This window comes from Pseudobacillus sp. 179-B 2D1 NHS, from assembly GCF_045370945.1.
In the GTDB taxonomy this organism is placed as follows: domain Bacteria; phylum Bacillota; class Bacilli; order Bacillales; family Domibacillaceae; genus Pseudobacillus.
This window is the reverse complement of record NZ_JBIQDP010000012.1, coordinates 51,350-74,962: the sequence shown is the minus strand read 5'-3', so window position 1 is coordinate 74,962 and position 23,613 is coordinate 51,350. Positions and strand designations below refer to the sequence as shown.

Here is a 23,613-nt window from a genome sequence, read left to right as displayed (position 1 = left end):
TTTCCTGACAGCAGCTATATAAAAGAAGAGAGACTGTGCGTGATATAGCTTGTAGAGAGGGAGAGATTAAATGCAAGACTGTTTGAACAATAAAGAGTTACGTAATGAGAGTCTCCCGTTCTGTCCTTTCTGCAGAAAATTAGAGGGATAAAGGGAGCTGGAGGGCCAAATGCGTAAAGAAATAAGGCGCAAATTTCGATTAAAAACAGCTTTTCATGTGCTATTGCTCGCTGCTGGAACAGCAGTAGTCTTTTTATTGAACACATCACCGAAAGAGCTTTTTTTATTATCGGAATATAAAGCGTACGAGCAAATGAAAGCTGAGTTGGCAAAACAGCACAGTGAATCATGGGAATTCTCCAAAAAGCGAATGGAGCAGCCATCCATCTCTCACGCTCGTTTTAAAGCAAAAATGGAGATGAGCAATTGGACGTATGATCCCGATAGGGCAGCGATTGAGAAAATATTTAAGAATGCTGAAATGATAATAAAAACGGAAAAAGATCCAAAAAAACATGCGGGTAATTATCACGTTGCTCTCAACCTCGAAAATGAACAAGCCTTTGATATGGATATTATTTATACGAATTCACAAATAGGGATGAGGGTTCCCTTTCTTTATTCAAAGTTTTTATATTTATACTCAGATGAATACGGCGAGTTTATGAAAAAGATATACCCATTTTATAAAGGCCCGGAAACGTTGGAGTTCTCTCAAGTAATACACCGTCAAAAAGGCGTAACGGATTATTTACGAACACACTATTTTCCATTCTTAATAGACCAGCTAAAAGAGGACAACTTTACTCTTGAGAAGAGAGGGAAGTATAGGTTTAGAGGAGAAACAATGCATGTGAAAAAAGTCACGCTTTCACTTACACCAAAAGAGACAAAGATTTTGCTCAACCGTTGCCTAGAACGGTTAATAAAAGATAAAAAACTTCATTCAATGATAGGAGCTCAAATGGAAACGAAAGAAAAACTGAGTGGATCAGCAGAAGTGCATAAGGAGGCTTCTTCTTCAGGAAAAATAGAAGCTGAAATTGTAAACGGCCTGAAACAAGTGCAGAAAAAATTACAAAGAACAACATTTCCTCGAGGCTTTTCTTCCATTTTATTTATAGATAAAAAAGGTAGAATTATCGATCGGACCATGGAGCTGACTGTAGCTACCTCTTCTTCAGAACAAGCAGTGTGGTCTGTTCACACGAAACATATTCGGTATGGACAAGGACAGCGTGTTAAAGAGTTTACCTTTCAACGGGTTCTGGCAGGAGGCCACAAAGAAAGGATAGCTGTTCAAGTAGCAAGTGAAATAAAAGGGGAGAAAAAGAAACAGGTGGAGGATTTGCAAATTTCTCTGAACAGGGAAGCAGAAACGGTCAAATTTAAAATGAACTCTGTAATTGGCAAGAACAAAGGAGGAAGGCGAACGATCCGCCGCTCTTTCACATTTACTGCCCCGGGAGAAAAAGCTCATAGACTCCCAGATAAAATAAGCGGGGAAGTCAAACAGGTACAAGATGTCAGCACAATGAAAAAGTATTCTAATCAAAGGACAGATGTAAAAGCAGCCATCAAAGATAAAAAATATGGCGGTGCATTTTCTTTTATAGTGGAGAAAGAATCTAAGCTTACAGATAAAATGAAGAGCGATCTGCTTGCTAAAGACTTTACAAGCGAAGCCAATTTAAACAAAATGACAGATGCTCAAATAGCAGAAGTCCAGCGGGAGATCAGCCTGAACATAGTGAGCTTGATGAACCGTCTAGGGTTATTTGGCGGTGCTTTTGGCTATCCGTTTGCAGATGATCCTCATGTCGAAGATCTATATAAAGAGGACCCCTCCGCCGAAGAAGTATTTAATAGTCGAACAGCGGAACATGGCGAACCTATTTTTTAGCTTATCGGTAAGATTTTAAGAAAAAGCAGGAGCTCGGTAACGATCTGCTCTTGCTTTTTCAGTTATAGATAGTGTTGAAAATCTTTTTTGACTACAATTGTTGCCGCTTTTTTTCGAAACAACAGCCAGACAATGACGCTCAACACAAAGGCCACTGCTTCCAGTGAAAGGATGTACCATGGATAAGGTCCTAGCAAGTCAAGCATACTAGCTGTCGCAGGCTTATGATGCAAGTAAAGATAGTTGCCTTTTGTGAGTTGATTAATGAATGAAATAACAGGCACAAGGATATTAAGAAAAATCATTGTTTTTACAATAGACATAAATGTAGGTCTGTATTCCTTCACCCACGTAAAATAAAGTGGAGTGCAAAATATCAGCATGTGTGTACAAAAGAAATGAAAAAAACGAAAGTGCGGAAAGCCGAAATATAAGTAGGGAGTAATCAATGCTTGAGACGCTCCCAATAGACCAATGAACAATAAGATTTCATAAAATATCTTCTTTCCTGTTATCAGTAGGAGAATCGTAAAGAAGGTAGCAAAGCTGCACAATTCAAGTGGAAGAGAACGGCTTGCTGTCCACGTGCCAGTCTGGAGCATCCAGACATGGTAAGCTGTTTCAATCCCGATTAAAAAGAAAGCAGCGGTTAATTCGATGGCTCTCATGTTTTGACGTTGAAGTTTGTCCCTAAATAGAAAAAGAGAAAAAACTATCCCGACTAAAACTATCAATGCTGTTATATGACTCGTAGAAAACATTTGAAATTGAACATCTTTATAACTGCCACTAAACCATTCCATCTATTCATCCTCCTTATTGGAAATATTTTAACATATAAGCATCTATTAATTAACCATCCTATGAAAAGACAGTTTATCTAATTATACGCACATCAAAAATAGAAAATACTGTACAGTTGTATATAAAATGAAAAGTAATGGTATCATTCGACTATCAAGGAAATTACAGGGGGGATAATTATGGTGAAATATATGGTTTTTGATTTTGATGGGACGCTGGCCAATTCAATTGAGCTATTTATTGCGGGTTATAATGACCTTGCCGCAAAAGAGGGATACCGTGAAATGAAGATAGAGGACATTGATTTGTTAAAGAAGATGACCATTCCCGAAAGATGCCGGCATTTAAATTTTCCAATGAGAAGCATTCCATTGGCTGCTCCAAAGCTTTATCGATATTTAAGGAAGTCAGAGAAGTGTCTTCCTTTTTATCCAGGGATCAAAGACATGCTTGACCAACTTAACCAACAAGGGATAAAAATGGCTATTATTTCATCTAACGCGACGGATATTATCGCTCGCTCGCTTAAAGCTCATCAAATTGATTATATAGAGGACATCTTATGCTCCAAGCATATTTTCACGAAAGACAAATTGATGAAAAAATTAATGAATAAACATCGTTTAAAGCCGTCCGATGTTTTATATGTCGGTGATGAGGAAAGGGATATTTCTGCTAGTAAAAGGGCAGGGATCAAAGTTGTTTGGGTGGCTTGGGGATATGACGATGAGGCCATTGCATTAAAGGCGAATCCCGACTATATTGCCCGGCAGCCATCAGATGTGCTCGCAACCGTAGAAAATATATAAGCATTCAGAACATAAATAAGGAGGCTGCTGCCAGTCAATTTCTGACTAAGCTGCAGCCTGTTATCAATTAATATCTTAGTGTGAGCAGTAAATCGCGAATGGATGGGTCTTTCATAATGGTTTCCCTATACTTATCAGTAATTTTCGTCAAAGCTACATCATGATAGAAAAATTCAGTGAAGAATTTGACTAGTGGTCTAGAGAAGGTATGAATGGCTTGCCACTTATTATCTTCAATCCCTGCAAATAACATCTCTTCCCCATCCACTATCAAAATTCGGCTTTTTTCCAAATGCTGATGATTCATATCTGGGATCAGTGTGGTAACCGAAGGGATAGCTGTCGGAATTTCACCGATTACATGCACTTTTACTTCTACCCCTTCACAGGATTTGCTTTCGAGAAGAGGAAGGTAAGCAGAAAAGTCGTCTGACCATCCAGAAATGAGAATAGACTGGGATGCTTTTTGGATCATACTTTTCAATAAAGCCTGAATGGAATGATTTTCTTTTAGCGTCCAGACACGATCATCGGTTGTTGTTTGTTTCACTCTAGTTTGTCGCAATTGATCAATATGTGAATCAAAATCAGCTTTCAGTTTTTCGATCGTTGATTCAACAGGAAGGGCGGCGTATAGCCGTTTTTTTTCGATCGTTGATTCAAGAATCATTCCTTTTTCTCCCATTCGATGAAGCACTTCATATACTTTTGCACGGGGAACGCCGGATAATTTCACGATATTTGTAGCATCTAATGGCTCTCCAGCTGAGACAAGAGATTCATACACTTTGCTTTCATATTGAGTAAATCCGAATTGTTGAAGCATGGTTTGGCTCCTTATTCCTCTTTTTACAAATATCATAACACAATCGTAAAACTCCACGTTGCCGAAAAATTTTTTCTTGTTTTTCCCCTTCAATAAAGTTACTCTTTTAGTAGTAACTTTTTGAGAAGGGCGTGCTTGTATGGATAAAAGGGTATATTTGCTCACTATCGTTTCGTTTGTTGTCGGAATGGTTGAATTAATTATTGGAGGGCTATTGGATCTGGTAGCCGAAGATTTGCATGTAAGTCTGGGGAAGGCTGGTTTTTTGATCACGATATTTTCACTTATATTCGCTATTTCAGCGCCCATCTTGTTGACAATAACGTCAAAAATTGAGCGGAAAAAATTAACATTGCTTGCTTTGCTTATCTTCTTTATTGGCAATGGGATAGCTGCCATCAGTCCTGTTTATGGTATGCTGCTGTTTGCTCGTGTACTCTCAGCGGCAAGCGGATCGCTGCTCGTTGTGCTCTGTGTAACGATGGCGTCAAACATCGTATCTGCTGCCTACCGTGCCCGGGCAATTGGAGTAGTGTTTATGGGCATTAGCGCCTCTCTCGTGCTTGGCGTCCCAATCGGGTTAATGCTTGGAAATACATTTGGGTGGAGAGCTCCGTTCGTCCTTATTTGCTTGTTAACTTTGTTTTCAATAGCAGGGGTATACTTTTTCATGGGCAAACTAGAAGCCAGGCCATCGATTCCGTTTAGAGAACAGCTTCGAACGCTAAAAGATGGAAAAATTCTTCTTGCCCAGTTCATTTCTTTCTTATTCCTGGCGGGCCATTTAACACTCTACGGATACTTGACTCCCTTTCTAAAGATATCTTTACATTTGGAGAGCACGTGGGTAAGCATTGTATATTTAGTTTTCGGCGTAGCGGCCGTTTTAGGAGGCGGACTTGGCGGGATGCTGGCAGATCGGTTTGGCGCAAAAAGGACGATTCTTTCCGTGCTTGTTCTATTTGCTTTAACTCTTTTTGCTATTCCCCATACCACATTTGCTTTGCCACTCTTTTTGATTGTAATGATTGTATGGAGCATGCTAAGCTGGGCCATCACACCAGCCATGCAGAGCTATCTGATAGAAATTTCTCCTGAAACGGCAGATATTCAGCAAAGCTTGAATAATTCAGCTCTTCACTTCGGCATTGCCTTCGGTTCATTCATCGGCGGGCTCGTCATTGAACATGCCTCTATCGAACATAATGCGAGTGTAGGCGGAGTGTTTATTTTAATTGCTCTGGCGGCAGCCATTTTCTCTATTGCCAAAGAAAGCAAAAAAGCAGGAGCGGTGGAGGAATGAAGAGCAACGAAGAAGGCCAGAAAGCCTGTATAGTTTAATGCGGAAGATATGCAGGTGTTATTCGAGAGAGCAAAAGATAAATAGGGGAGCCATTGTGCATCGCTCGTAATCATGGGCAAAAAAACAGTGATCTTCTCCGATAAGGGGCTGTTATTAAGCAAGCATTGTAAAATATAAGGGCTGAATAACTTTTGGATGGGACGACAGGCAGCGTAATAAAAGGGGGATATCCTATTGAAAAAGGGCCATATCTTTTGGTTGATGAGTCTCTTTCTTTCTTTTTTAGGATTTTACAATATAGAGCATTTATTTACGATAAAGCCTGATGAAACTTCCGGCAATGGAAATCTTGGCATGCTAGTTATTCTAGCATTTTCACCTATTTTTGCTATGAGCTGCTTCTTAACCTACAAGTTAGTAAGAGGCAGTGTGAGGGGATGGAAGATGAGAGCACTAATTCTCGTGCTTTCTACGGCAAGCTGCCTGTTGCTAATACTGTTGGTTATCAGTTATAAAAATGAGTTGGTTGTTGAATTGGGAGGCCCTCCGGATCATCCTCAATCAAAGATTTATCGCTTTGGATGGATTAATCAATATACAAATAGCATCTATTTTAATGCGTATACTTTTTTCTTTATCCATCTCTTGGCCGTGATGGTCGGTTTGCTATCTACAATAAAGAGGGACAACCCTAATGAAAGTGTCCGTAAAAACGAAAAGTAAAGAAAATCCGGCAGAAATGTTTCATGCCGGATTTTTGCTGTGAAATTTAATGCTAATTATTTATTTTTCCCCGCTTTAGTCACAAAAGACTTATTCTTTCTCCATACCAGTTGGTTTTTTCATTTGTTTATAGCTGACTTTGTTAATCACAGTGGCTGATAATGCCGGCCCTTGGATATCAAGCCATGAAGGATACCAGCTATTGATCATCAGCTGCATCGGAGAGGAGCTGAAATTTCCTTCCCAAGACTGGACGACTTTCCCATCGATCAAAAAACGCGTTTCTTCAGGGAGGATGTCCATTCGATAATCGTGAAACTCCTCCGTTGGGTCAAAGGGGAGAGTATATTCCTGCTGTTTCGCTACTCTGCCATCCTGATAAATAGTGAAGAGCGCTTTGCTTTCTGGCTCATTAAAAATTTCAATATCAATCTCGTGATGCAGATCAGGCGGCGCATATAGGAAGAATCCTGTAATAGAGCCCGATGCATGAGCGACTTTAATGGCCGCTTCAAACTGTCCGTATTGAAAAGTGTTCCTTGTCCGTATCTCACCGCCATCTGCCGTTTGATGATTTAATTTAATCTTTACGCTCCCGGGAGTATGTTCAATTTGTTGAGAGAGCAAGTAACCACGACCTAGTTTAAACCGTTCTCTAACTTCCCATCTTTGATCGTTCCATGTATGAAAAGTATCAGTAGTGGATCGAGTAAAATGTACTTTTTCTGAAAATAAGTCACGAATATTCCTATTCTCCTTTAGTGACAAGAGAAGAACCAATGAAAAAGCAGTCATAAACAAAAAGAAACTGGAAAGAAGTAATATCTTTTTCATTTGTATGTCTCCGTCATTATTCGTATTTGGCAAACTCTCTTTTTATAATTGAATACGACTGCTTTAGGCGTTCTTCATATTGAGGTTGCTCCCATGGTTTCCAACTGTAAGAAAAGAAATCGTCAGCACGTAGGTGAATTGGTTCTGAGCCGGCTATTGCCGCAAAAGAGATCGCCTTAATTTTCTTGGAGGCTTCCATGCCGTCTTTCCAGTAGTCGCCGGCAATTTCTTTTGTACTCGGATCTTTTACATTAAGCAGCATCCACGGAATGCGAATTTCGACTATTCCCGTTTTTTCATTTACTTCATAATCTGCTAGAGAGTTATAATTTTTGCTGTCTGGATTGCCATTTCCTTTTTCTAGCTTTCCAGTTTCGAACGATTCAAAAGGATAGCGCTGCTTAGTAACCGGGTTGATTAATGTTTTATTTAACGCCATCTCGATTTTATGAAATGTGCCGTTATTCTTTTTAGAAGCATAAGGCTTCTTAGAAATCAGGTTTAATTTTTCCCCATACATAAAGTAGTGACTGTCATAGTAACTGTCCACAAGCATGCGCGAATCGTCTTTTCCATTCAGCCGCAATAGAAAATCAATTCCGCGTTCCGAGGTAATGCCCCCATTGTAAGAAATGTTTTTATTGCCCTGCTGAGCTATCGTGTCGATTAGAAGAGTGGTATCCATTCCAGCTGCTTGTGTTTGGTTATAATCCAACCGAACATAAAGATATCTTTCATCATGAGTGATAAACGCTTGTTTAATGGCACTATTTTTCTTTAATTGTACAGGGATAACATTTGCTTTGTCCCAATCATCGGTTTTCCCATCAACACGAATTTTTAAACGGTCAAAGCTAACGATGCCGAATTGCTGTTCGTTTGTCTGAGCGTTTGACCAATACGGGCGACGATTCGGGTCATCGAATTCCATTGTGTTCCACGTTCGCTTGAACCACTCATCTTGCCAGTTGAATACCAGTCCTCCAGTGTAACCCTCTTTGATAATATCTTCAAAGCGTTCGGTAACGACCTTACCTTGTTTTTCTTCACTATTATGGCCTTGATTCCAGCCATAGGGGTTGGAATGGGTAATGCCTCGTGAAGCAGGCAAGCCGAATTCAGCGATTAATACGGGCATCGTGTGTGCCTTTTTCAAGTCGTGCAAATATCCAGCGTAGCTGTTGGTTTTCCCGCGATGATCTTTATACTTTAAATAATTTTCATCGATATTTAAGAAATCCGGATAATACGGATAGACATGATAGGCAGCGAAATAGCCTGTTTTCAGTTGTTTTGTCGGATGAATGACATTTGGATTGATTCCGACCAGATCTTCCTGTTCAAGAGGCTCATAAGGATGGTCGAGTAAGTCCGTTGTCACCCAATTTGTAAAGCTGATAGGGTGCTGCGTACCATAATTTTTGGTTTCCTGCTGAAGGGTATAATCCATCATGGAGGCGAGCCAATATTCAAACGGCTGCGCTTTCTTTGTCTGCATATATGTGCCGGTGAAATCACCTTTTTCCTGGTGTTTTTTGTTCGTATGGTCGACCATATCCGGATACCATTCAATTCCAACAATCCATCCGATTAAATAAGGTGATACATCTGCTTTATATGAACCGCTGGCATGTCCCGGTTTTTCGGGAACTTCTGCATTGCCGTGCACTACATCTACAATGGTCCTAATGTCTGATTTAAACTGTTTCATAATTCCACCGTCAAAGGCATCCAGCTTTTCTTCAAGCGGCTCCTCATCTATCCAGATGCCATGGAATAAATAAATAGGTTTTTCGGCTTGTTCATTATAGCGTTTTAAAGCCCGGTAAAATCCAGGAGGGTGAAGAGTATATACCCGGATGGCATTGGCGTTCATTTCGCCGATTTGCTTGATCCATCGATAGTATTCTTCTTCTGAGATGGCTGCTTCTCCCGGCCATGCGCCTGGTTTTCCCATTCCCATATTGACCCCTTTAATCGTTAGGGGCTCCCATTTTCCATTCTTTAAAACTTGGAAACGGTCATCGGCTACTTTAGCATTGATGGAAATGCCGTCTACTTCTTCTTTATCCGTTTTGACAGCTTGTGTCTTTTTCGGAGATATGCGGGATGCTCGATCAATAAGCGTCTCCATCATCGGAGCATAAGTGTTCCAGTAAAAAGCATCACTATCTGCTGAGTTTTCGCTTGTGAATAGGCTTTTCACTTTAATGAGGCCCGTAACTTTATAAAAAGACGGCAAGTTGTTGATGTCATTATAGTCTCCTGCAAAATAAAAGGCGGGAGAGCCGTTTTTTTCTGTTTTAGTGACGGCCGCAAACGTATCAGGAATTCCATGTTCACTGAGAAGTTTTTTTCCTTTATTATTTAGTTTCCATTCATAGTTGGCCATCACCTCTTGTTGATTCCGCGGAGTAATGACATCAAACCAATAATTATAACGAGGGCTTTCTTTCAGATTGAATTCCTTCGTTCCGCGAGCTGTAAATTTTACAGTCAATTTATCAGATTTCAGATGCCGTTTCTCCAGTACAACGATTTTGCCATTTTCGTGAATAAACAAAAAGCCAGGACCAGAGCTTTTCCATTTGTGCTTTTCTTGAGTTTCGTATGCCTCAATGGCCCAACGAGGAATTTCCTTGTTTTTGGCCGGATCTAGCTCTTCAAAGCGGCGTCCAATCCATCCCGTCCAATCGATATTCAAGAAATTTAGAAAATCATTACGTATATCTTTGGAAGTAGGGGAAGCAAAGCTATTGTATTCTGAGACCCATACAGGTTGCTGATCATAATAAAGCTCTTGCAGCTCCGTCCATTCTTTTTTGCTTATTCCCCCACGGGAGCCTTTAGAGTGGGAAGTATCGATTCCATATGTATCAGCTGTATAAATGAGCTGCGGTGAGTTGGATAATTGCGAGATAGTTCGATCTGTATATTTTTTTTCGGCAATTGGCACGGTTCCCGCGTAATCTGTTTCCTTTCTATAAGGTGCGCCTGAAGGCTGATTATATTTCTTATAGTTTACTAACCACGTCAGACCTTGGTGTTCCCGGAACGTGTCGTCAGGCACCGTTTTATCAAAGATTAATAGATTTATCTTTTTGGTAGGTTTGGCGTGCCAAATGAGTATAGGGGATGTGATAGTAAAAAGTAGAATGACCAACCAAAGCCACTTTCTCATCTTATCTACCTCCTTTTAGAATTGTAAATGGTTTTTGCTTATTATATCTCTCTTTTAGCTATAAAATAAACAACCGTTCATGGATCTAAATAACGTAGAAGAAATAATAGAGTGAGCCATAGATTCATTTTCCCTTTCAGTTTCCTCTTCATGTTTCTGTTTAGATCATTTGACAAATTTTCTCAAAAACTTTAAAAGCAAAAAAGTCCCCTTTAACAGCCTCTTTATAACGCAGCTGTTAAAGGGGACTAAACGATATTTAAATTTGTACATTAAGATTATCGAAAGGTATTACGCCAGATTCTTCTGAATATCGATGCCCCGAAGAGAAGGAAGGCAAGAAATCCAACTATTGCAAGGATCGTACTTAAAATATCAGCGATCTCTCCTAGGCCAATTAGTCCAAAGAAAGTAGAAGTTACCCCTAATACTGACAAGAGGAGCCAAGCCACGCCTGTTAGAAATCCAAGGAAAATTTCAGAAATGCTGCCATTCAACCCATTGCTCATAGAAGTTCACCTCCTTTTTAACAGGAATAGTGGTTCTATAATATAGTTATGCCGATAAATGGGTTTTGGTTTATAAAAAAGCGAAAAGAAGCATAAAAAGGATCATTCTCTAATACAGGGAGGATATTGAAGGTATCGCCAATACTTAAGAACATCCTGAGAGGCTGGCGAAGAAACAGAAGTTCGCCTTTTTTCATAAATAGGCATTTACAAGCACCCGCCATCTTGTCTCAATAGGCGGCCAGCCGAAAGGTGGGGCGTAATAGGTGGCCGGTTTAGCGGGCGAATCGCAGGGGACACCAAAAGCATCATCACTACCTTATAGAAGCTTTAAGGCAGTCTTAAAGCTTCCTCGTAAAAGCCACCGGATAACTGACAACTAATCCATGAAAATCGATTTTAATATTTGTTTTATACATACCGCTTTAGTAATGAAATTCTCTTTCGTTATTTGCCTTATTTAAATGTTGATTGTTTTTTTATCTGCCTGATCACCAAAGAATATTATTCAATGTTCATTCCGAATTTGGGAGAACTTTCATAAGCTATAGTAGCTTATAACAAAGGTGGTGCGCTTAATGAGTGCAGGAGGTTATGGTAGAGGCTTCGCATTACTTGTTGTGTTGTTTATTCTGTTGATCATTATTGGAGCTGCTTATGCTGGTGGCGGTGCAGGATTCTGGTGATCAGTGAAAGAAATGTCATAAAACAAGGAACAGACAAGTAACCAGGCTGCCTCCTTGTTTTCATAAATAGCTGGCAAAGGGCAGAACATAGCAAGCAGGTGTCCTCTGCTTGCTATCTATACTAAAAACCATACAGTTTTTTTGTCAGACTCTTTTCTAAAAGATTTAACTGTGTGTAAGAAAGCAAACGGTTGATAAAGAAGCTAATTGGAGCATCCGGAAGTGGAAATCAACCACCCTTTTTTACGAAATAGCAATAAAGTTTACGAAAACAGCCTGTTTTTTATTGACTACAAATTAGCGGCGTGTTCAGCATGTTTAATAATTGCTTTTTTTTGTCTATACTGCTCTCAAGGAAGAAATGAACAATAAATAGAGTGAAGCGGTAAGCATATATAGAGAAGAACTGTAGGAAACTGAATAGTTGAAAGTCCAGCATCCATACATCAATGTGACGGCATTTCTTTATGACTGAGAGGAAAGCTGGATGAATATTTTAGCAAGGACTTACAAAGCGGAGGGTCGCAATGGAGTTTTTCTTTAAAAAAAGAAAAAAACAATCACAATTAAAAGAACAGCATGCTGAAGAAACGGATAATGTACCTGCTAAGTCGGAAGATGAAAAAGAATCTTTTTATTACAATCAAGAGACGGGTCTCCATTTCTCCATCCGATATATCTCTACTCTTATAGACGAGAAGGTCGTGGAAAAGGATGTTTTGCCGTACTTATTGGAAAAGCCATTTGCATCCATTGAAGATGTAAAAAAGATCCTTCCAATTGAAGACGTACAAGTGGAGACAGATGAAAGGCTCATTGAGGACAAGCTTTTTAAAGGATATCTCGTACTTAAAGCAAATAACGAGAAAGGATGTTTTGCTTTTATTGATGCTAAAGAAACACTCGTTCGCTCGCTCTCCCCTCCGGAGGTGGAAACGGCTGTTATTGGCCCAAAAGAAGCATTTATTGAATCGATTGATAAAAACATCAACCTTTTAAGAACAAGGCTGCCCGTTAAGGAGCTGATGATCGAAGAGTATACGATCGGTTCTATATCGAAAACAAGAACGGCGCTTTTGTATATTGAGAATATTGCCAATCTGGAAAACGTCAATACGATGCGTGAACGGCTACAGCGAATTGACTTTGATTTGATTAACGATAGTGCCTATATCGAACAAATTGTAGCTGACAATAAAAAATCATTATTTCCGCAAATGCTTGATACAGAGAGAACCGATCGAGCAGCATCCGCGCTTGTGGAAGGAAAATTGATTGTCATAGTTGACGGCTCTCCTCATGCGTTAATCGGTCCGACCAACCTGGTGGAGTTTTTTAGTTCATCTGAAGATTATCTATTAAATTGGATGATGGCTTCTGCCTTGCGTTTAATTCGCTTGTTTGCTGTTGTATTTTCCATTTTAATTACGCCGATGTATGTAGCCGTGTTGACCTATCATTATGAGCTGATTCCCAAAGACTTGATGGCTACATTGATTACTTCCAGACAGGCGATTCCTTTTCCGCCTGTGATAGAGGCGCTTATTCTTGAGCTCGTTATTGAACTGCTCAGGGAAGCTGGAGCACGGCTGCCCACTAAAATTGGGCAAACCATTGGTATCGTTGGCGGGATTGTTATCGGGACAGCCTCTGTTGAAGCCGGCTTAACAAGTAATGTTTTATTAATTCTAGTGGCTCTTGCCGCTCTTGCTTCTTTTGCCACTCCAGTCTATAAGATGGGCAATGTGATCCGCTTTCTGCGCTTTCCTTTTCTTTTGTTTGCTCAGCTTTGGGGACTGCTTGGGGTCGTCTTTTGTTTGCTTATTGTGATTACTCATTTGCTTCGTCTTACGTCATTAGGGCGCCCTTACTTTGAACCACTGTACCCGCCAAGGTGGAGAGATTTAAAAGATTCATTCATTAGAATGTCTTTTGATAAACAAATCCGGCGTCCATCTTATTTGCAGGCACAGAAGCCGATCCGCTTTAAACCGGATGAGCAAAAAAAACGTCATGATATTGAAGAGTAACCAGCGGAGGTTTTTCGTATGCAGCCAATAGAAGCACAAAGGAAGATAGATCCTTTTATTGTTTTTTTTGTTATTATCTCAACACAGATCGGTGTAGGGATTCTCGGCTTTCAGCAGCTGCTTGCCCAGAGCGCCGGTTATGACTCGTGGATATCGGTCATCATTGCGGGCGTTGCGACTCATATTGTTATGTTTATGATATATAAAATGCTCAACGAGGAAGATGCTGGTTTAGCCTCTATTCATGAGCGAGTATTTGGCAAGTGGCTCGGCAAGCTGTTCAATCTACTCTTTGCTGGTTATTTTCTGCTGGGGCTTCTTACGGTCACGCGTACGTATATTGAACTTGTACAAGTATGGATGTTTCCAGGTATAAGTGTATTCTTATTTACTTTTTTCTTTTTCTTGCTTGTTTTTTATATTGTCAGCGGCGGGTTTCGTGTCATTAGCGGGTTATCATTTTTTTCTGTTGTTTTGCCGATCTATCTTCTCATTGTTTTTCTCTTTGTCATTCCTTACACTGATTTTTATAACTTTTTTCCAATATATGAGCATTCCACAAAAGAGATATTGCAGGCCTCAAGGGATTTAACGTTAATTACGTTAGGGTACGAAACGCTTTTAGTCTTTTACCCTTTTATACAAAATGGCCAGCGGTCAAAAAAGTGGGCACACTTTGGTCTGTTATTTACAACGATTGTTTATCTGTACTCGACAATTCTTTCTTTCGCCTATTTTAGCGAAGAGCAATTACAGGAAACGATATGGCCTACCTTGTCCATGCTAAAAATTGTCCAATTTCCATTTATAGAGCGCTTGGAATATATCGGAGTCGTCAATTGGAACATTATTATTATTCCAAACGTCTGCATTTATTTATGGTGTGCCAGCCGATTGTTTAAACAGACAGTGAAAATCAAACAACGGAAATCTGCTATCGGGGTGTTGTGTATTTTTCTTTTTATCACTCCGCAGCTGGAGACAAGGATTCAAGTGGATAAACTGAATGATTATTTTAGCAATGTCGGGTTTGTTATCAATTATCTTTATATTCCTCTTCTCTTTATCTTGCTGTTCATTGTGAAGAAGGTGAAAAAGAAATGATTAAAAAAGGTGTCCTGCTTATTCTTTGCTTTTTCCTGTCGGGGTGTATTCAAAAAAGCATCATTGATGAAGTTCATACGCAAAGAGGGGTAGGGTATGACACAGCATCGAACGATAAAATTCGCGGAACGATTTTGCTGGCAGAATACAGTACAGATCGAACAACTAAAAATGTAACGATGAGCGTGGTGGATCAATCGAGTGTCAATATATTAAATAAGGCCCAAAGACAATCAGACGCAACCATTGTGTATGGATCGCTGAAACTCGTACTTTTTAGTGAAGCCATCGCAAAAAAAGAGATCATTGAGATCAGTGATGCTTTTGTCCGGGATGCAAGAATTGGATCAAGAGTCTACTTTGCTATTTCAGAGGGAAGAGCTCAGGAGATGCTAGAGGGGGACTATGGAAAACAAGGAAATGCGACATACATTTCACAAACATTAGAACACAATATTGCAAGTGGAGACGTTCCGAGAACGAACCTTCATTTATTTGTGTATAATTACACCCAGCAAGGAAAGACTGCCTACTTGCCCATGGTTAAGAAGCTCAATGAAGATAGAATCGATATTTCGGGCATTGGCTTATTAGATTGGCAAGGGCGTCTGATTGACAAAGTTTCCACCGATGATATGTTCTATTTTAAGTTGCTCGTTGACAAATACAGCGCCGGAACGAAAACAGTCCAATTAGACGGCGATCGGGCTACCATAAAAAGCATTCGTTCAGAAAATAAAATAAAAGTAAGCAAAAAAAATCCTTTTAGCTTCAAGATTAACATAAAGATAGAAGGGATTATTCAAGAATACAGAGGGAGACGTTTAACCCCTCAAAAAATAAAGGAGTTTGAAAAGGCATTCGCTCAGCAAATTACTGAAAGTACAAAAAAACAAATCAAGCATTTTCAGCATCTTGGCATTGACCCGATTGGTTTGGGACGCAAAGCCAAGCAGCAAACGAGAAATTTTGATTTTAAAAAATGGAAAGAAGAATATAAAGATGTCACGGTTCAAGTAAATACCGATGTGGTCGTTTTAGAAAGCGGGGTTGTTCAGTAAGTTTCATAACGTAGACTTAAAGAAAATGGACGAATGATACCAAATACGTTCTTTCTTTAAGAAATGCGCTGCCAAGGATGAAAGCAGGACAACAAATCTATCCTTGGCAGTTTTCTCTGAGGAGAGTCGAACTTATAGGTGAAAATCGAAAAAGGATGGGAGCAGTCCAGAGCAAGGCATTCTTTACCATAAGATGAGAAGCGCCACGTGCCCGATTTACTCCTTTTCCCTGACCAAACGTTCTCTATCGGGTACTCCGGGTGGCTGTTCAAGCCAGTTATGCTTGATCATAATATCAGCCCCACTTTTTGCGAGCCGGGAAATCTCCAGTGACAACCGTTCGTAATTAACCACCAAGTCACTTCTTTGGCTGACAGAAGCAGCAGTTGCATAATTGCCTATTCCTGTCGCACTTAGAAGAGACATATGGAACATCATTAGTTTGTCTGAGAATGTTTGAGTCGTTGAATCGCTAACCGAAATATCAGGAAGCTGCGGGGTTTGAAGCTCATTCTCTAAAAGTGTATCAGCAAAGATTTTAATATGCTTCTTGGAAATGTCTTTTCCTCGCATCATAAATTCTTTGATCTCTTTAGATGGTGAAGTTTGGGCAAAGCCAACACACAGTTTAACCCCGACTGTATTTGTCACTATATTCAGATAAAGGTGAGAGATTTCTACAGCATTTAATGGACGTTTGCTATTGAAAGGATTTAATCCGCTTAAATAGTTTTTACTATCTACATAATCAATTTCTTTTGGAACTTCAATCACAGGGTGTCTAGGGTAAATTCCTTTGGAAAGAGCAATCTCTGTCGTTTGGTTGTAAAGGGAAGAAGTCTCCATTAATCCTTTTGTAAAGTAATCGCGTATATCAGCTCTTGCACTCATAGAGAGAAAACCACTATAAGCCAGCATCCCGGCTCTTGCCATTTCATTCACATAGGTTAGACAGAATACGTCGGAAAACAGCCATGGGGCATCCATATTAACATCTTTATCAGAAAACCCATCCGGGACTGCATATTGTTCTTGATTAAAAAAAGTATGGAGCTGATTTAAATGATTGGATGACAGGTCAAAAGCAAAGCGGATAGCAGGCTTGATTTCTTTGTCTTTAATATGTTTGAGCAAGTAGCCAAGTATGCATTTGGACATGCTGTCGTTCATATAGGAAGTCCAAAGAGAAGCGATTTCAGCTGCGGTAAGAGGAATTTCTTTATTAATTTTCATCGTAACCTCCACAAAGTAAATAGTAATTATTTTTCGTGTTTGCTGCAGGATAATCATAACTTTTCCTTTTTGGGGAGACACTATGCTAGATTTACTTGATAAGTTGAAGTAGGGGGATGGTTAAGTGACAAGTCATGATCATATTAAATTAACATCAAGTGAGTTATCCTCACTTTTTGGAGCATACGTGAGTGATACATTGTCCATTTGTGTGCTTTCGTACTTTCTGAATCATGTGGAAGATTCCGACACAAAAGATTGTGTAAAGTTTGCTCTGGAATCGGCCCAAACGCGTGTGAAAAAAGAGGAGAGCATATTTAGAGCAGAAGGCATCGTTATTCCCGTGGCTTTTAGTGAACAAGATGTCAATGTGCGAGCGCCGAGGCTCTACAGCGATGAATTCATCTTGCATTATGTGAGTAACATAGGGGTCATGGGATTGAATGCATACACCACTGCTTTACCGACTACAGCCAGACAAGACATTCGGGAATTTTTTAGTCTTTGCTTACAAACAGCCACTGAACTATTCAATCAATCTGTAGATATATTGCTGAACAAAGGTCTGTATATTCGTCCGCCTTATATTCCTTATCCGCAGGTGACAGAGTTTGTTCATAAGCAGCACTTCTTGGCTGGTTGGGTGGGTGAGCAGCGGCCTTTAACAAGCACAGAAATTTCCTTTCTTTTCATGAATTTATACCGTAATACATTGGGAAGTGCATTGTTAACAGGTTTTTCACAAACAGCCCATTCAAAGGGGATTCGAAAATACATGGAAAGAGGAGCAGAGATTGGGCAGCATCATAGTGCCGTATTTGCGAAATTTTTAGAGGAGAGCAACTTGCCCGTTCCTACTGCTTCCCACTTCACAGTGACTGATTCGGTGGAGGCCGTATTTTCCGACAAATTAATGATGAGCCATACAGCCGCTCTGTATAACGCGGGCAGCGGTTTTTATGGAAGGAGTATTGGAGGAAGTTCCAGAAAAGATCTGTCAGCTGCTTACAGCCGATTAATGATTGAAGTAGGAGAATACTCGCTCGACGGGGCTAAAATAATGATTGAAAATGGTTGGGTGGAAAAGCCGCCTTCCGCTCCAAACCGAAAAGACTTAGCAGGGGGTTAAACCGATGTGGATGCAAAAGAAAAATTGTTTTGGAGCATTGCCCTTCCCGGTTTTGGGCAACTCTTAAACGGAAAATACCTTAAAGGTCTCTTGTTAATTGTTTTGGAATTTCTTATTAATGTACAAGCTAATTTTAATCAGATGATCATTGCCAGTTTTCAAGGCAATATCGAACAGTCGATCGCCCAAGCCGACTTCCAATGGCTCATGTTTTACCCTTGTGTTTACTTTTTCGCCATGTGGGATGCCTTTAAAGATGCTGGAGGAGGAAAAGAGCCCTATTCTTTTTTGCCATTCGTGTTTTCTGCTTATTTTGTCACAGTAGGGCTTATTTTTTCAACGAAATTAAAGGTTTTTGGCATATTGATAGGCCCTATTTGGCTTCCGATGATGGGGGTGATTCCAGGATTACTAACAGGACAGTGGCTGAAAAAAATACTAAAAAAGACATAGGGTTAGGGATTAAACAGTCAGAGTGTATGATGCATTTTATGAGAACAGAGAAGATAACACAGATAAGCAAAAAAGAATTTCCGGAACGTTTTCGAGTGTTGGGCATGTTAGGAAAAGGTTTTTTCAAGTCATAAATGCTGCCAAATGAACGATGTTCCGGAGATTGCTGGTTTATCGAGCATAATCGAACGAGGCCTTCACAAACTCTCATGACCTGAAGGCAGCACAATCCATTTTTTTCAGCAGCTCGATGCATAGATTAATGAAAGGATTTTCTTAAAGTGAATAACGGATTCCGCTTTAGCAGTATATTTAACAGCCAAGAATAAAGATAGGTAAAGATCAGGCCAATAACGATAGCAGGCCACCCAAAGACCGCAAAGCCGAAGACCAGTATAATGATATTAATAAAACGAATAGATTTGGCGATATTTATTTTATTATTTCTTTTATGCAAAATAAGAGCAATAACGTCCATTCCAACGGTAGATGCATTTGTTGAAATGCAGCAATAATAGCCAAAAGCAATGAAAAGGCAGGCAAGTAAAATGTCGACGCCGATATTGATTGTGCAATTAAAAGGCAGGCTGTAAAACAAGGAAAAAGAAAGGGCATAAAATAAGCTGCTGCCAATTGATTTTACAAAGTTTTCTTTTCCTAAAAATAATAATGAGACGCTTAGTAATAGTCCAGTCATTCCGTTGCTTACATATAGAAGTGGAACATGAAAGGCTTTGTCCACGATCATTGATAAGCTAGTTACTCCGCCATTAACAATATGATGAGGTACCATCCATTTGGCATAAGCAAATCCTAAAAAAATATTACCGATTAAAATGATTAATAAATCCGCCATAAACGGCTGTTTTTCCTTCATTCTCTCCCCCCTTTGAAGTACAAGTACTTATCCTTTTTTCCCTCACAGCAAATAAAAATGCTTTTCTGCTTACTAACGCCAGTTAATTACTTACATACGATGCCAAAAGCTCTTTTTCCTTTTTCTCTTTTATGAGGATTTGTCATGAAGACTAAGCGATTTTTTCATAAGTAGATGCTGATTAAGAAAGGGCTGTCATTAAAAGTTAGGGTATAGTTGAAGGAGGCGTGACCTAAAGAATCATAGCGAAAGATGGATTTTTTGTCCACTAACCATAATCCTCTTCTGTATGTTTCTGTTAACAGGCGAAGGATGGAGAGAAGATGGAAAGAGATCGGTGCTATGTACGCGAGAAAGATAGCTCTACGCTTATTTTCTTCATTATTAAAAATAGAAGGAAATGTGCAACCTGATCCAGAGACAGATGTAATATCACAATAAGACGGTTCTCTATCTTGGTACATTGGCAGAGATAGGGTAATGATAGGACTTTTATAAAAGCAGAAGAATGTTAGATGAAAAGGAAAGGAACATAATTCTCGATGAAAATATAATTGAATAAGAAGAATATTTTTTCTGAGCTAACGAAGCAAATTAATTATCGTGGATGGATGATAAGGAAAAGATTTTGAAAGAAATAATAACGGCCGATTTTTAGATGGATGATTATGATTAGAGCTCCCTTGTTGGAAGCTCTTTTTTTATTTTAAAGAATAGGGAAAGGCAGACGATTGAATCAACTTTTGCTGGTTAAACCTTTAATTTTTCATTACATTCAATGTAAAAAAGCCGTCATGTGTAGAAATTGCTACTTTTTGTTTCTCTTTTTCAAAAAATCTTACAGCGCCTAATTGTTCTTCTTTTAACTCTGTCCAGCCTGAGTTTTTAATTGCTTTTAAATACTCTTCGTGTATGCTGCTAATTTCATCAGCTTTTGAATAATTATATTTTTGGTATTGTAAGATGTTTGGATTACCAGATTGGCCTTCTGTTTCTTTCGCACTGGCGGGCACTGGAAAGTCAGAGTTTATCGTTGAAGGAATAAACTTATTAGTATTTGAAGAACATCCACTGATTAATAAGAGAATGAATAGCACACCGATTATTTTTTGCAAACGTAGTTAAACCTCCTATACTCACTTTTCTAAGTCAAAAACTTTCCTCATCTTTTCTTTCTTCCCGAAAGTTAGTAGAATGTCTATCCCCAGCTATTGATCGATCATTTTTAACATCTTTTGTAAGGTCATCGTATGGAGAGTAATGGCTAGAAGATAGTCCTTTCTTTCTAATCTTTTTATAAAGAATTATTCCCACGCCAAGAACGATGATTAAAAGAACGATATATTGCATGCTGGACACCACTCCTTAAATAATGGGTTATTCGTTGAATGGATGGGGGAAATTGGGTGAAAACGTAACAAATAAACAGTATTACATTGATATTCTTTTTATTATAGTATTAACACCCATAATGCACAAATAATGGGACATTTTGCTAGGGTGCACACGAACAGCAAATTCACTCACTGGATTTTAGATTAGTCTAATCGCCAAAAAGGTGTGTTTTATGTAATCACTCTTTTTTTGGTTGTCTCCCTTTATTAGATAGAGCCTTCTTTTTCTTCTATTTATAAGAATTTTATGTTAAACGGCACCTGCTGTGTTGGTGTTACTTAGTAAAAAATAGGTATATGGTCAGAAGAATTTAAGGAAGTTATAAGAAGGAAAGTGTATTCTTGCTTTACATATAAGACTTATAGAGAAATGATAAGGAAAAAAGTCACGTTAAACAAAAAAGCTTTTGAAGATAAGAAGCTTAATTAATAACTGACATCATATTAAACTGCGTAAATGTAAAGCAGGCAAGCAAGTATAAAAATATAGAAGCAAAAAGCCGAATGTTTAAAGATTGTTCACGATAGCGGCTGTGTTCTCTATAGTAGGGGGGAAAGAAATGCAGGGGAAAGAGTATGTTGATCAAGAATGGTTAGCGCTGATGATCGAGGCCAAGAAAGCAGGTATTTCAATTGAAGAAGTGAAGAAATTTCTTAAAAGTAAGGAGACATCTAGTGAGTTTCTTAGTTTTATAAAGAAAGATAGAGTATAGAGGGGGAGTAGCTGTTTCAGATGGATATAAAAGAGGGAATGTGCAAGAGAATTCTAAGGGACCGTTCTCTTAGATGAAATTAAAAAAGATCTCTTATGGATTCAAAATATAAATCGACATTTCAGTTACTTTGTGATATCAATTATTTTTTAGCATCTTTGTTAAGCTAGTTGAAAGTCTCTGGCCTTCTAATAAGTCCAGCTGATTGTCGGCGAGTAGGGGGAGTTCATATCTTTGCCTGATCACGTAGAAAAGTGGGCCACCTTTATGGGGTCAGTTCAAGTAGCCCACCTCATGGGGGATCAAAGGAGAAGGTGCAATCGATCCTGTTTTCTCCTTTTCTTTGTTCACTTTTCGCCAGTAAACAAAGGGTCTTCTAACACTCACTTTAGAAGCTATTCTTTAAATAAAGATCATTTGAGCTTTTTTGCTGCTGCACATGATTTTTCTCCTTCTTGCTTCAGAGAATCCCATTTCTTTCTTTTAGGAATGGATGTAATTATGCACGCGATTTTATATGTATTTAACCAGCAGTCAGCTGGTTTTAAAAAGGGCTTTTTTATTAGAAGGTGACGGTGGATTAAAATAAGGAAAGCAAATGAAGAAACTAATATTCATACATGTGAACACTGGAAATTGTTTAAGCTATCCTCCCAAATAAGGAATCTCTTGCGGAATTCATCATTCAGGAGATAGTTAAAACTTAAGGTGTTTTTTTATGTTTGTCCCTGCTGAATATGCATCAAGGTCTCCACTGTTTCTTTTCCAGGATGAATACCGATTTCCTCTTTTAGTTTCTTCTCAAAATTTTCATATAAACGGATGGCATCGGCCCGCATGCCGAGATGTGCGTATCCTAGCATTAAGCGAGTGACGATGTGTTCTGAATAAGGGTTAAACTGTAATATTTTGTGCAAGCACCCTATATATTTATCCTCTAGACTATTTTGTTCATAGTAATCGGCCAATCTATGCAAAATAGCTATAAGCTTAGCCGAGAGTTCATCTGCTTTCGGCCTTGCCCATTCGTAAGCTTCTTCTTCCATAAAAGCACCTGTATAAAGCAGAAGCACCTTTTCGACGTCCTCTACATTGTTAGAAGAAATGCTTTCTGATAGCTTTTCAAATGAAGAAACATCCAGCACTGCGTCATGTAAGTGCAAGGTGTATTGCTGGCCTGCAAAAGTCAGCGTATTGCCGGGACCAAACCCCTCCAGCTGCTTGCGTACATAAGAAATACAGGTGTGAAGATGAATTTTTGCTTTTTGGTAATCATGGCCTGGCCAAAGCTGATCAATGAGTATATCCCTATGGACCGGCTTATCCAGATGGAGTGTTAAGAAAGCAAAAACTTCTTTAATCTTAGCAGTTTTCCATTTAACAGCCGTATTATTACAGACAATAGAAAATTGCTTGAAACATTGTATATAGAGGGAAGGGGACTGAGGAGACAGTATCGGCTCCTTCTCTTTTTCCAGATTTAGTTTGTCCTCAAGGCGATCAATAGTCTTAGCCAGCCGCTCTTTGAGTATAGGCTTCAGCAAGTAATCAATGGAATCTAGTTCAAATGCCTGAATGGCATAATCTCTATGTGCCGTGGTAAACACAATTTGGACATTAGGCTTTTCATCTTGAATAAGAACAGCTAAATCAAGCCCGCTAATCCCAGGAAGATCAATATCAAGGAAGGCGGCGTTGAAAGAGATGTTGTTGATATCCTTAAGAAGCGACGGTGCATCTGGGTACGTGCCAACTACCTCTACTTGAAAATGAGCCAGTCGTTTTTTCATCAATTCTAGCGCTAACGGTTCATCATCTGCTAAAATAGCCCGAATCATAGATATGCCTCTCTTTTTCTTATTAATAAGTATATTGTAAGAGAAAAAAGTGTTAAATGTAAGAGTGAAATTGCACTTTTCGCATAAATACTGGAAATTGAGAGCAGGAAAAGTAAGAGAAAAGTCCTTTTAAATGAAAAAACTATCCTTTGACGATGGAAAGAGCAAAACAATTAGAATGACACGATAAATGGATTAAGCTG

General features: G+C 39.1%; 21 protein-coding genes. 11 read left to right on the top strand and 10 right to left on the bottom strand.

The window, feature by feature from the left end; all coding sequences use genetic code 11:
- Positions 1-169 precede the first annotated feature (169 nt).
- Positions 170-1,903 (top strand): hypothetical protein, encoded by a 1,734-nt coding sequence (locus ACH0BF_RS13385; RefSeq protein WP_406909480.1) that lies wholly within the window; start codon positions 170-172, stop codon positions 1,901-1,903.
- Between the two features lie 62 nt (positions 1,904-1,965).
- Here the strand turns inward: ACH0BF_RS13385 and ACH0BF_RS13380 are convergent, their stop codons facing one another.
- Positions 1,966-2,706: a YwaF family protein gene (locus ACH0BF_RS13380; RefSeq protein WP_406909479.1), complete on the bottom strand. Its 741-nt coding sequence runs from the start codon at positions 2,704-2,706 to the stop codon at positions 1,966-1,968.
- A gap of 180 nt (positions 2,707-2,886) precedes the next feature.
- Here ACH0BF_RS13380 and ACH0BF_RS13375 point away from each other — a divergent pair, with 180 nt between their 5' ends.
- A complete protein-coding gene (locus tag ACH0BF_RS13375; RefSeq protein WP_406909478.1) occupies positions 2,887-3,516 on the top strand; it encodes an HAD-IA family hydrolase in 630 nt (209 codons plus the stop codon).
- Positions 3,517-3,583: 67 nt separating this feature from the next.
- On the opposite strand, the gene ACH0BF_RS13370 is transcribed toward ACH0BF_RS13375, so the two are convergent.
- Positions 3,584-4,342, bottom strand: coding sequence for a TrmB family transcriptional regulator (locus tag ACH0BF_RS13370; protein WP_120030811.1), 759 nt, complete (start codon positions 4,340-4,342; stop codon positions 3,584-3,586).
- A 139-nt stretch (positions 4,343-4,481) separates the two neighbouring features.
- Between ACH0BF_RS13370 and ACH0BF_RS13365 the strand changes: the two genes are divergently transcribed.
- Together ACH0BF_RS13365 and ACH0BF_RS13360 are read left to right on the top strand one after the other, a co-directional pair.
- Positions 4,482-5,645 (top strand): MFS transporter, encoded by a 1,164-nt coding sequence (locus ACH0BF_RS13365; protein WP_340854357.1) that lies wholly within the window; start codon positions 4,482-4,484, stop codon positions 5,643-5,645.
- A gap of 234 nt (positions 5,646-5,879) precedes the next feature.
- A complete protein-coding gene (locus ACH0BF_RS13360; RefSeq protein WP_406909477.1) occupies positions 5,880-6,368 on the top strand; it encodes a hypothetical protein in 489 nt (162 codons plus the stop codon).
- A gap of 90 nt (positions 6,369-6,458) precedes the next feature.
- Here the strand turns inward: ACH0BF_RS13360 and ACH0BF_RS13355 are convergent, their stop codons facing one another.
- From ACH0BF_RS13355 to ACH0BF_RS13345, 3 genes are all read right to left on the bottom strand, one after another.
- Entirely contained in the window at positions 6,459-7,202 is a 744-nt protein-coding gene (locus ACH0BF_RS13355; protein WP_340854355.1) for a glycoside hydrolase family 16 protein, read from the bottom strand.
- 16 nt (positions 7,203-7,218) lie between these two features.
- Positions 7,219-10,383: a hypothetical protein gene (locus ACH0BF_RS13350; RefSeq protein WP_406909476.1), complete on the bottom strand. Its 3,165-nt coding sequence runs from the start codon at positions 10,381-10,383 to the stop codon at positions 7,219-7,221.
- A gap of 278 nt (positions 10,384-10,661) precedes the next feature.
- Positions 10,662-10,892, bottom strand: a complete 231-nt coding sequence (locus ACH0BF_RS13345; RefSeq protein ID WP_120030822.1) for an ABC transporter — start codon at positions 10,890-10,892, stop codon at positions 10,662-10,664.
- A 578-nt stretch (positions 10,893-11,470) separates the two neighbouring features.
- Here ACH0BF_RS13345 and ACH0BF_RS13340 point away from each other — a divergent pair.
- The 4 genes from ACH0BF_RS13340 (at position 11,471) to ACH0BF_RS13325 (ending at position 15,773) form a co-directional block, all read left to right on the top strand.
- Positions 11,471-11,578: a YjcZ family sporulation protein gene (locus tag ACH0BF_RS13340; protein ID WP_406909475.1), complete on the top strand. Its 108-nt coding sequence runs from the start codon at positions 11,471-11,473 to the stop codon at positions 11,576-11,578.
- A 527-nt stretch (positions 11,579-12,105) separates the two neighbouring features.
- Positions 12,106-13,608, top strand: coding sequence for a spore germination protein (locus tag ACH0BF_RS13335; protein ID WP_340854352.1), 1,503 nt, complete (start codon positions 12,106-12,108; stop codon positions 13,606-13,608).
- Between the two features lie 18 nt (positions 13,609-13,626).
- Positions 13,627-14,712, top strand: coding sequence for a GerAB/ArcD/ProY family transporter (locus ACH0BF_RS13330; protein WP_120030826.1), 1,086 nt, complete (start codon positions 13,627-13,629; stop codon positions 14,710-14,712).
- Complete coding sequence (locus tag ACH0BF_RS13325; RefSeq protein WP_406909474.1) at positions 14,709-15,773, top strand: Ger(x)C family spore germination protein; 1,065 nt, start codon at positions 14,709-14,711, stop codon at positions 15,771-15,773. Before ACH0BF_RS13330 ends, ACH0BF_RS13325 begins: the two co-directional genes overlap by 4 nt.
- A gap of 216 nt (positions 15,774-15,989) precedes the next feature.
- Here ACH0BF_RS13325 and ACH0BF_RS13320 read toward each other — a convergent pair whose 3' ends face one another.
- Positions 15,990-17,006, bottom strand: a complete 1,017-nt coding sequence (locus tag ACH0BF_RS13320) for a DUF3231 family protein (protein ID WP_406909473.1) — start codon at positions 17,004-17,006, stop codon at positions 15,990-15,992.
- Positions 17,007-17,130: 124 nt separating this feature from the next.
- On the opposite strand from ACH0BF_RS13320, the gene ACH0BF_RS13315 reads away from it, so the two are divergent.
- Positions 17,131-18,135 carry a DUF3231 family protein gene (locus ACH0BF_RS13315; RefSeq protein WP_406909471.1) on the top strand — a complete coding sequence of 335 codons (1,005 nt, stop codon included), beginning with the start codon at positions 17,131-17,133 and terminating at the stop codon, positions 18,133-18,135.
- A gap of 6 nt (positions 18,136-18,141) precedes the next feature.
- Entirely contained in the window at positions 18,142-18,588 is a 447-nt protein-coding gene (locus ACH0BF_RS13310; protein WP_120030834.1) for a hypothetical protein, read from the top strand.
- Positions 18,589-18,847: 259 nt separating this feature from the next.
- Here ACH0BF_RS13310 and ACH0BF_RS13305 read toward each other — a convergent pair whose 3' ends face one another.
- The 3 genes from ACH0BF_RS13305 to ACH0BF_RS13295 all read right to left on the bottom strand — a co-directional run bounded on the left by ACH0BF_RS13305 (position 18,848) and on the right by ACH0BF_RS13295 (position 20,815).
- On the bottom strand, positions 18,848-19,465 hold the full coding sequence (locus tag ACH0BF_RS13305; RefSeq protein WP_406909470.1) for a YitT family protein: 618 nt from the start codon (positions 19,463-19,465) through the stop codon (positions 18,848-18,850).
- 758 nt (positions 19,466-20,223) lie between these two features.
- Positions 20,224-20,580: a hypothetical protein gene (locus ACH0BF_RS13300; RefSeq protein WP_406909469.1), complete on the bottom strand. Its 357-nt coding sequence runs from the start codon at positions 20,578-20,580 to the stop codon at positions 20,224-20,226.
- Positions 20,581-20,614: 34 nt separating this feature from the next.
- Complete coding sequence (locus ACH0BF_RS13295; protein WP_406909468.1) at positions 20,615-20,815, bottom strand: hypothetical protein; 201 nt, start codon at positions 20,813-20,815, stop codon at positions 20,615-20,617.
- 604 nt (positions 20,816-21,419) lie between these two features.
- Here ACH0BF_RS13295 and ACH0BF_RS13290 point away from each other — a divergent pair.
- Entirely contained in the window at positions 21,420-21,572 is a 153-nt protein-coding gene (locus ACH0BF_RS13290; RefSeq protein WP_340854346.1) for an anti-repressor SinI family protein, read from the top strand.
- Positions 21,573-22,288: 716 nt separating this feature from the next.
- Here the strand turns inward: ACH0BF_RS13290 and ACH0BF_RS13285 are convergent.
- On the bottom strand, positions 22,289-23,410 hold the full coding sequence (locus ACH0BF_RS13285; protein WP_340854345.1) for a response regulator: 1,122 nt from the start codon (positions 23,408-23,410) through the stop codon (positions 22,289-22,291).
- Between the last annotated feature and the right edge of the window lie 203 nt (positions 23,411-23,613).

Excerpts from the sequence above, each read along its gene's own strand:
- ACH0BF_RS13385 (WP_406909480.1), top strand. The coding sequence starts at position 170 with ATGCGTAAAGAAATAAGGCGCAAATTTCGATTAAAAACAGCTTTTCAT.
- ACH0BF_RS13380 (WP_406909479.1), bottom strand. The coding sequence starts at position 2,706 with ATGGAATGGTTTAGTGGCAGTTATAAAGATGTTCAATTTCAAATGTTT.
- ACH0BF_RS13375 (WP_406909478.1), top strand. The coding sequence starts at position 2,887 with ATGGTGAAATATATGGTTTTTGATTTTGATGGGACGCTGGCCAATTCA.
- ACH0BF_RS13370 (WP_120030811.1), bottom strand. The coding sequence starts at position 4,342 with ATGCTTCAACAATTCGGATTTACTCAATATGAAAGCAAAGTGTATGAA.
- ACH0BF_RS13365 (WP_340854357.1), top strand. The coding sequence starts at position 4,482 with ATGGATAAAAGGGTATATTTGCTCACTATCGTTTCGTTTGTTGTCGGA.
- ACH0BF_RS13355 (WP_340854355.1), bottom strand. The coding sequence starts at position 7,202 with ATGAAAAAGATATTACTTCTTTCCAGTTTCTTTTTGTTTATGACTGCT.
- ACH0BF_RS13350 (WP_406909476.1), bottom strand. The coding sequence starts at position 10,383 with ATGAGAAAGTGGCTTTGGTTGGTCATTCTACTTTTTACTATCACATCC.
- ACH0BF_RS13345 (WP_120030822.1), bottom strand. The coding sequence starts at position 10,892 with ATGAGCAATGGGTTGAATGGCAGCATTTCTGAAATTTTCCTTGGATTT.
- ACH0BF_RS13340 (WP_406909475.1), top strand. The coding sequence starts at position 11,471 with ATGAGTGCAGGAGGTTATGGTAGAGGCTTCGCATTACTTGTTGTGTTG.
- ACH0BF_RS13335 (WP_340854352.1), top strand. The coding sequence starts at position 12,106 with ATGGAGTTTTTCTTTAAAAAAAGAAAAAAACAATCACAATTAAAAGAA.
- ACH0BF_RS13330 (WP_120030826.1), top strand. The coding sequence starts at position 13,627 with ATGCAGCCAATAGAAGCACAAAGGAAGATAGATCCTTTTATTGTTTTT.
- ACH0BF_RS13325 (WP_406909474.1), top strand. The coding sequence starts at position 14,709 with ATGATTAAAAAAGGTGTCCTGCTTATTCTTTGCTTTTTCCTGTCGGGG.
- ACH0BF_RS13320 (WP_406909473.1), bottom strand. The coding sequence starts at position 17,006 with ATGAAAATTAATAAAGAAATTCCTCTTACCGCAGCTGAAATCGCTTCT.
- ACH0BF_RS13305 (WP_406909470.1), bottom strand. The coding sequence starts at position 19,465 with ATGAAGGAAAAACAGCCGTTTATGGCGGATTTATTAATCATTTTAATC.
- ACH0BF_RS13295 (WP_406909468.1), bottom strand. The coding sequence starts at position 20,815 with ATGCAATATATCGTTCTTTTAATCATCGTTCTTGGCGTGGGAATAATT.
- ACH0BF_RS13290 (WP_340854346.1), top strand. The coding sequence starts at position 21,420 with ATGCAGGGGAAAGAGTATGTTGATCAAGAATGGTTAGCGCTGATGATC.
- ACH0BF_RS13285 (WP_340854345.1), bottom strand. The coding sequence starts at position 23,410 with ATGATTCGGGCTATTTTAGCAGATGATGAACCGTTAGCGCTAGAATTG.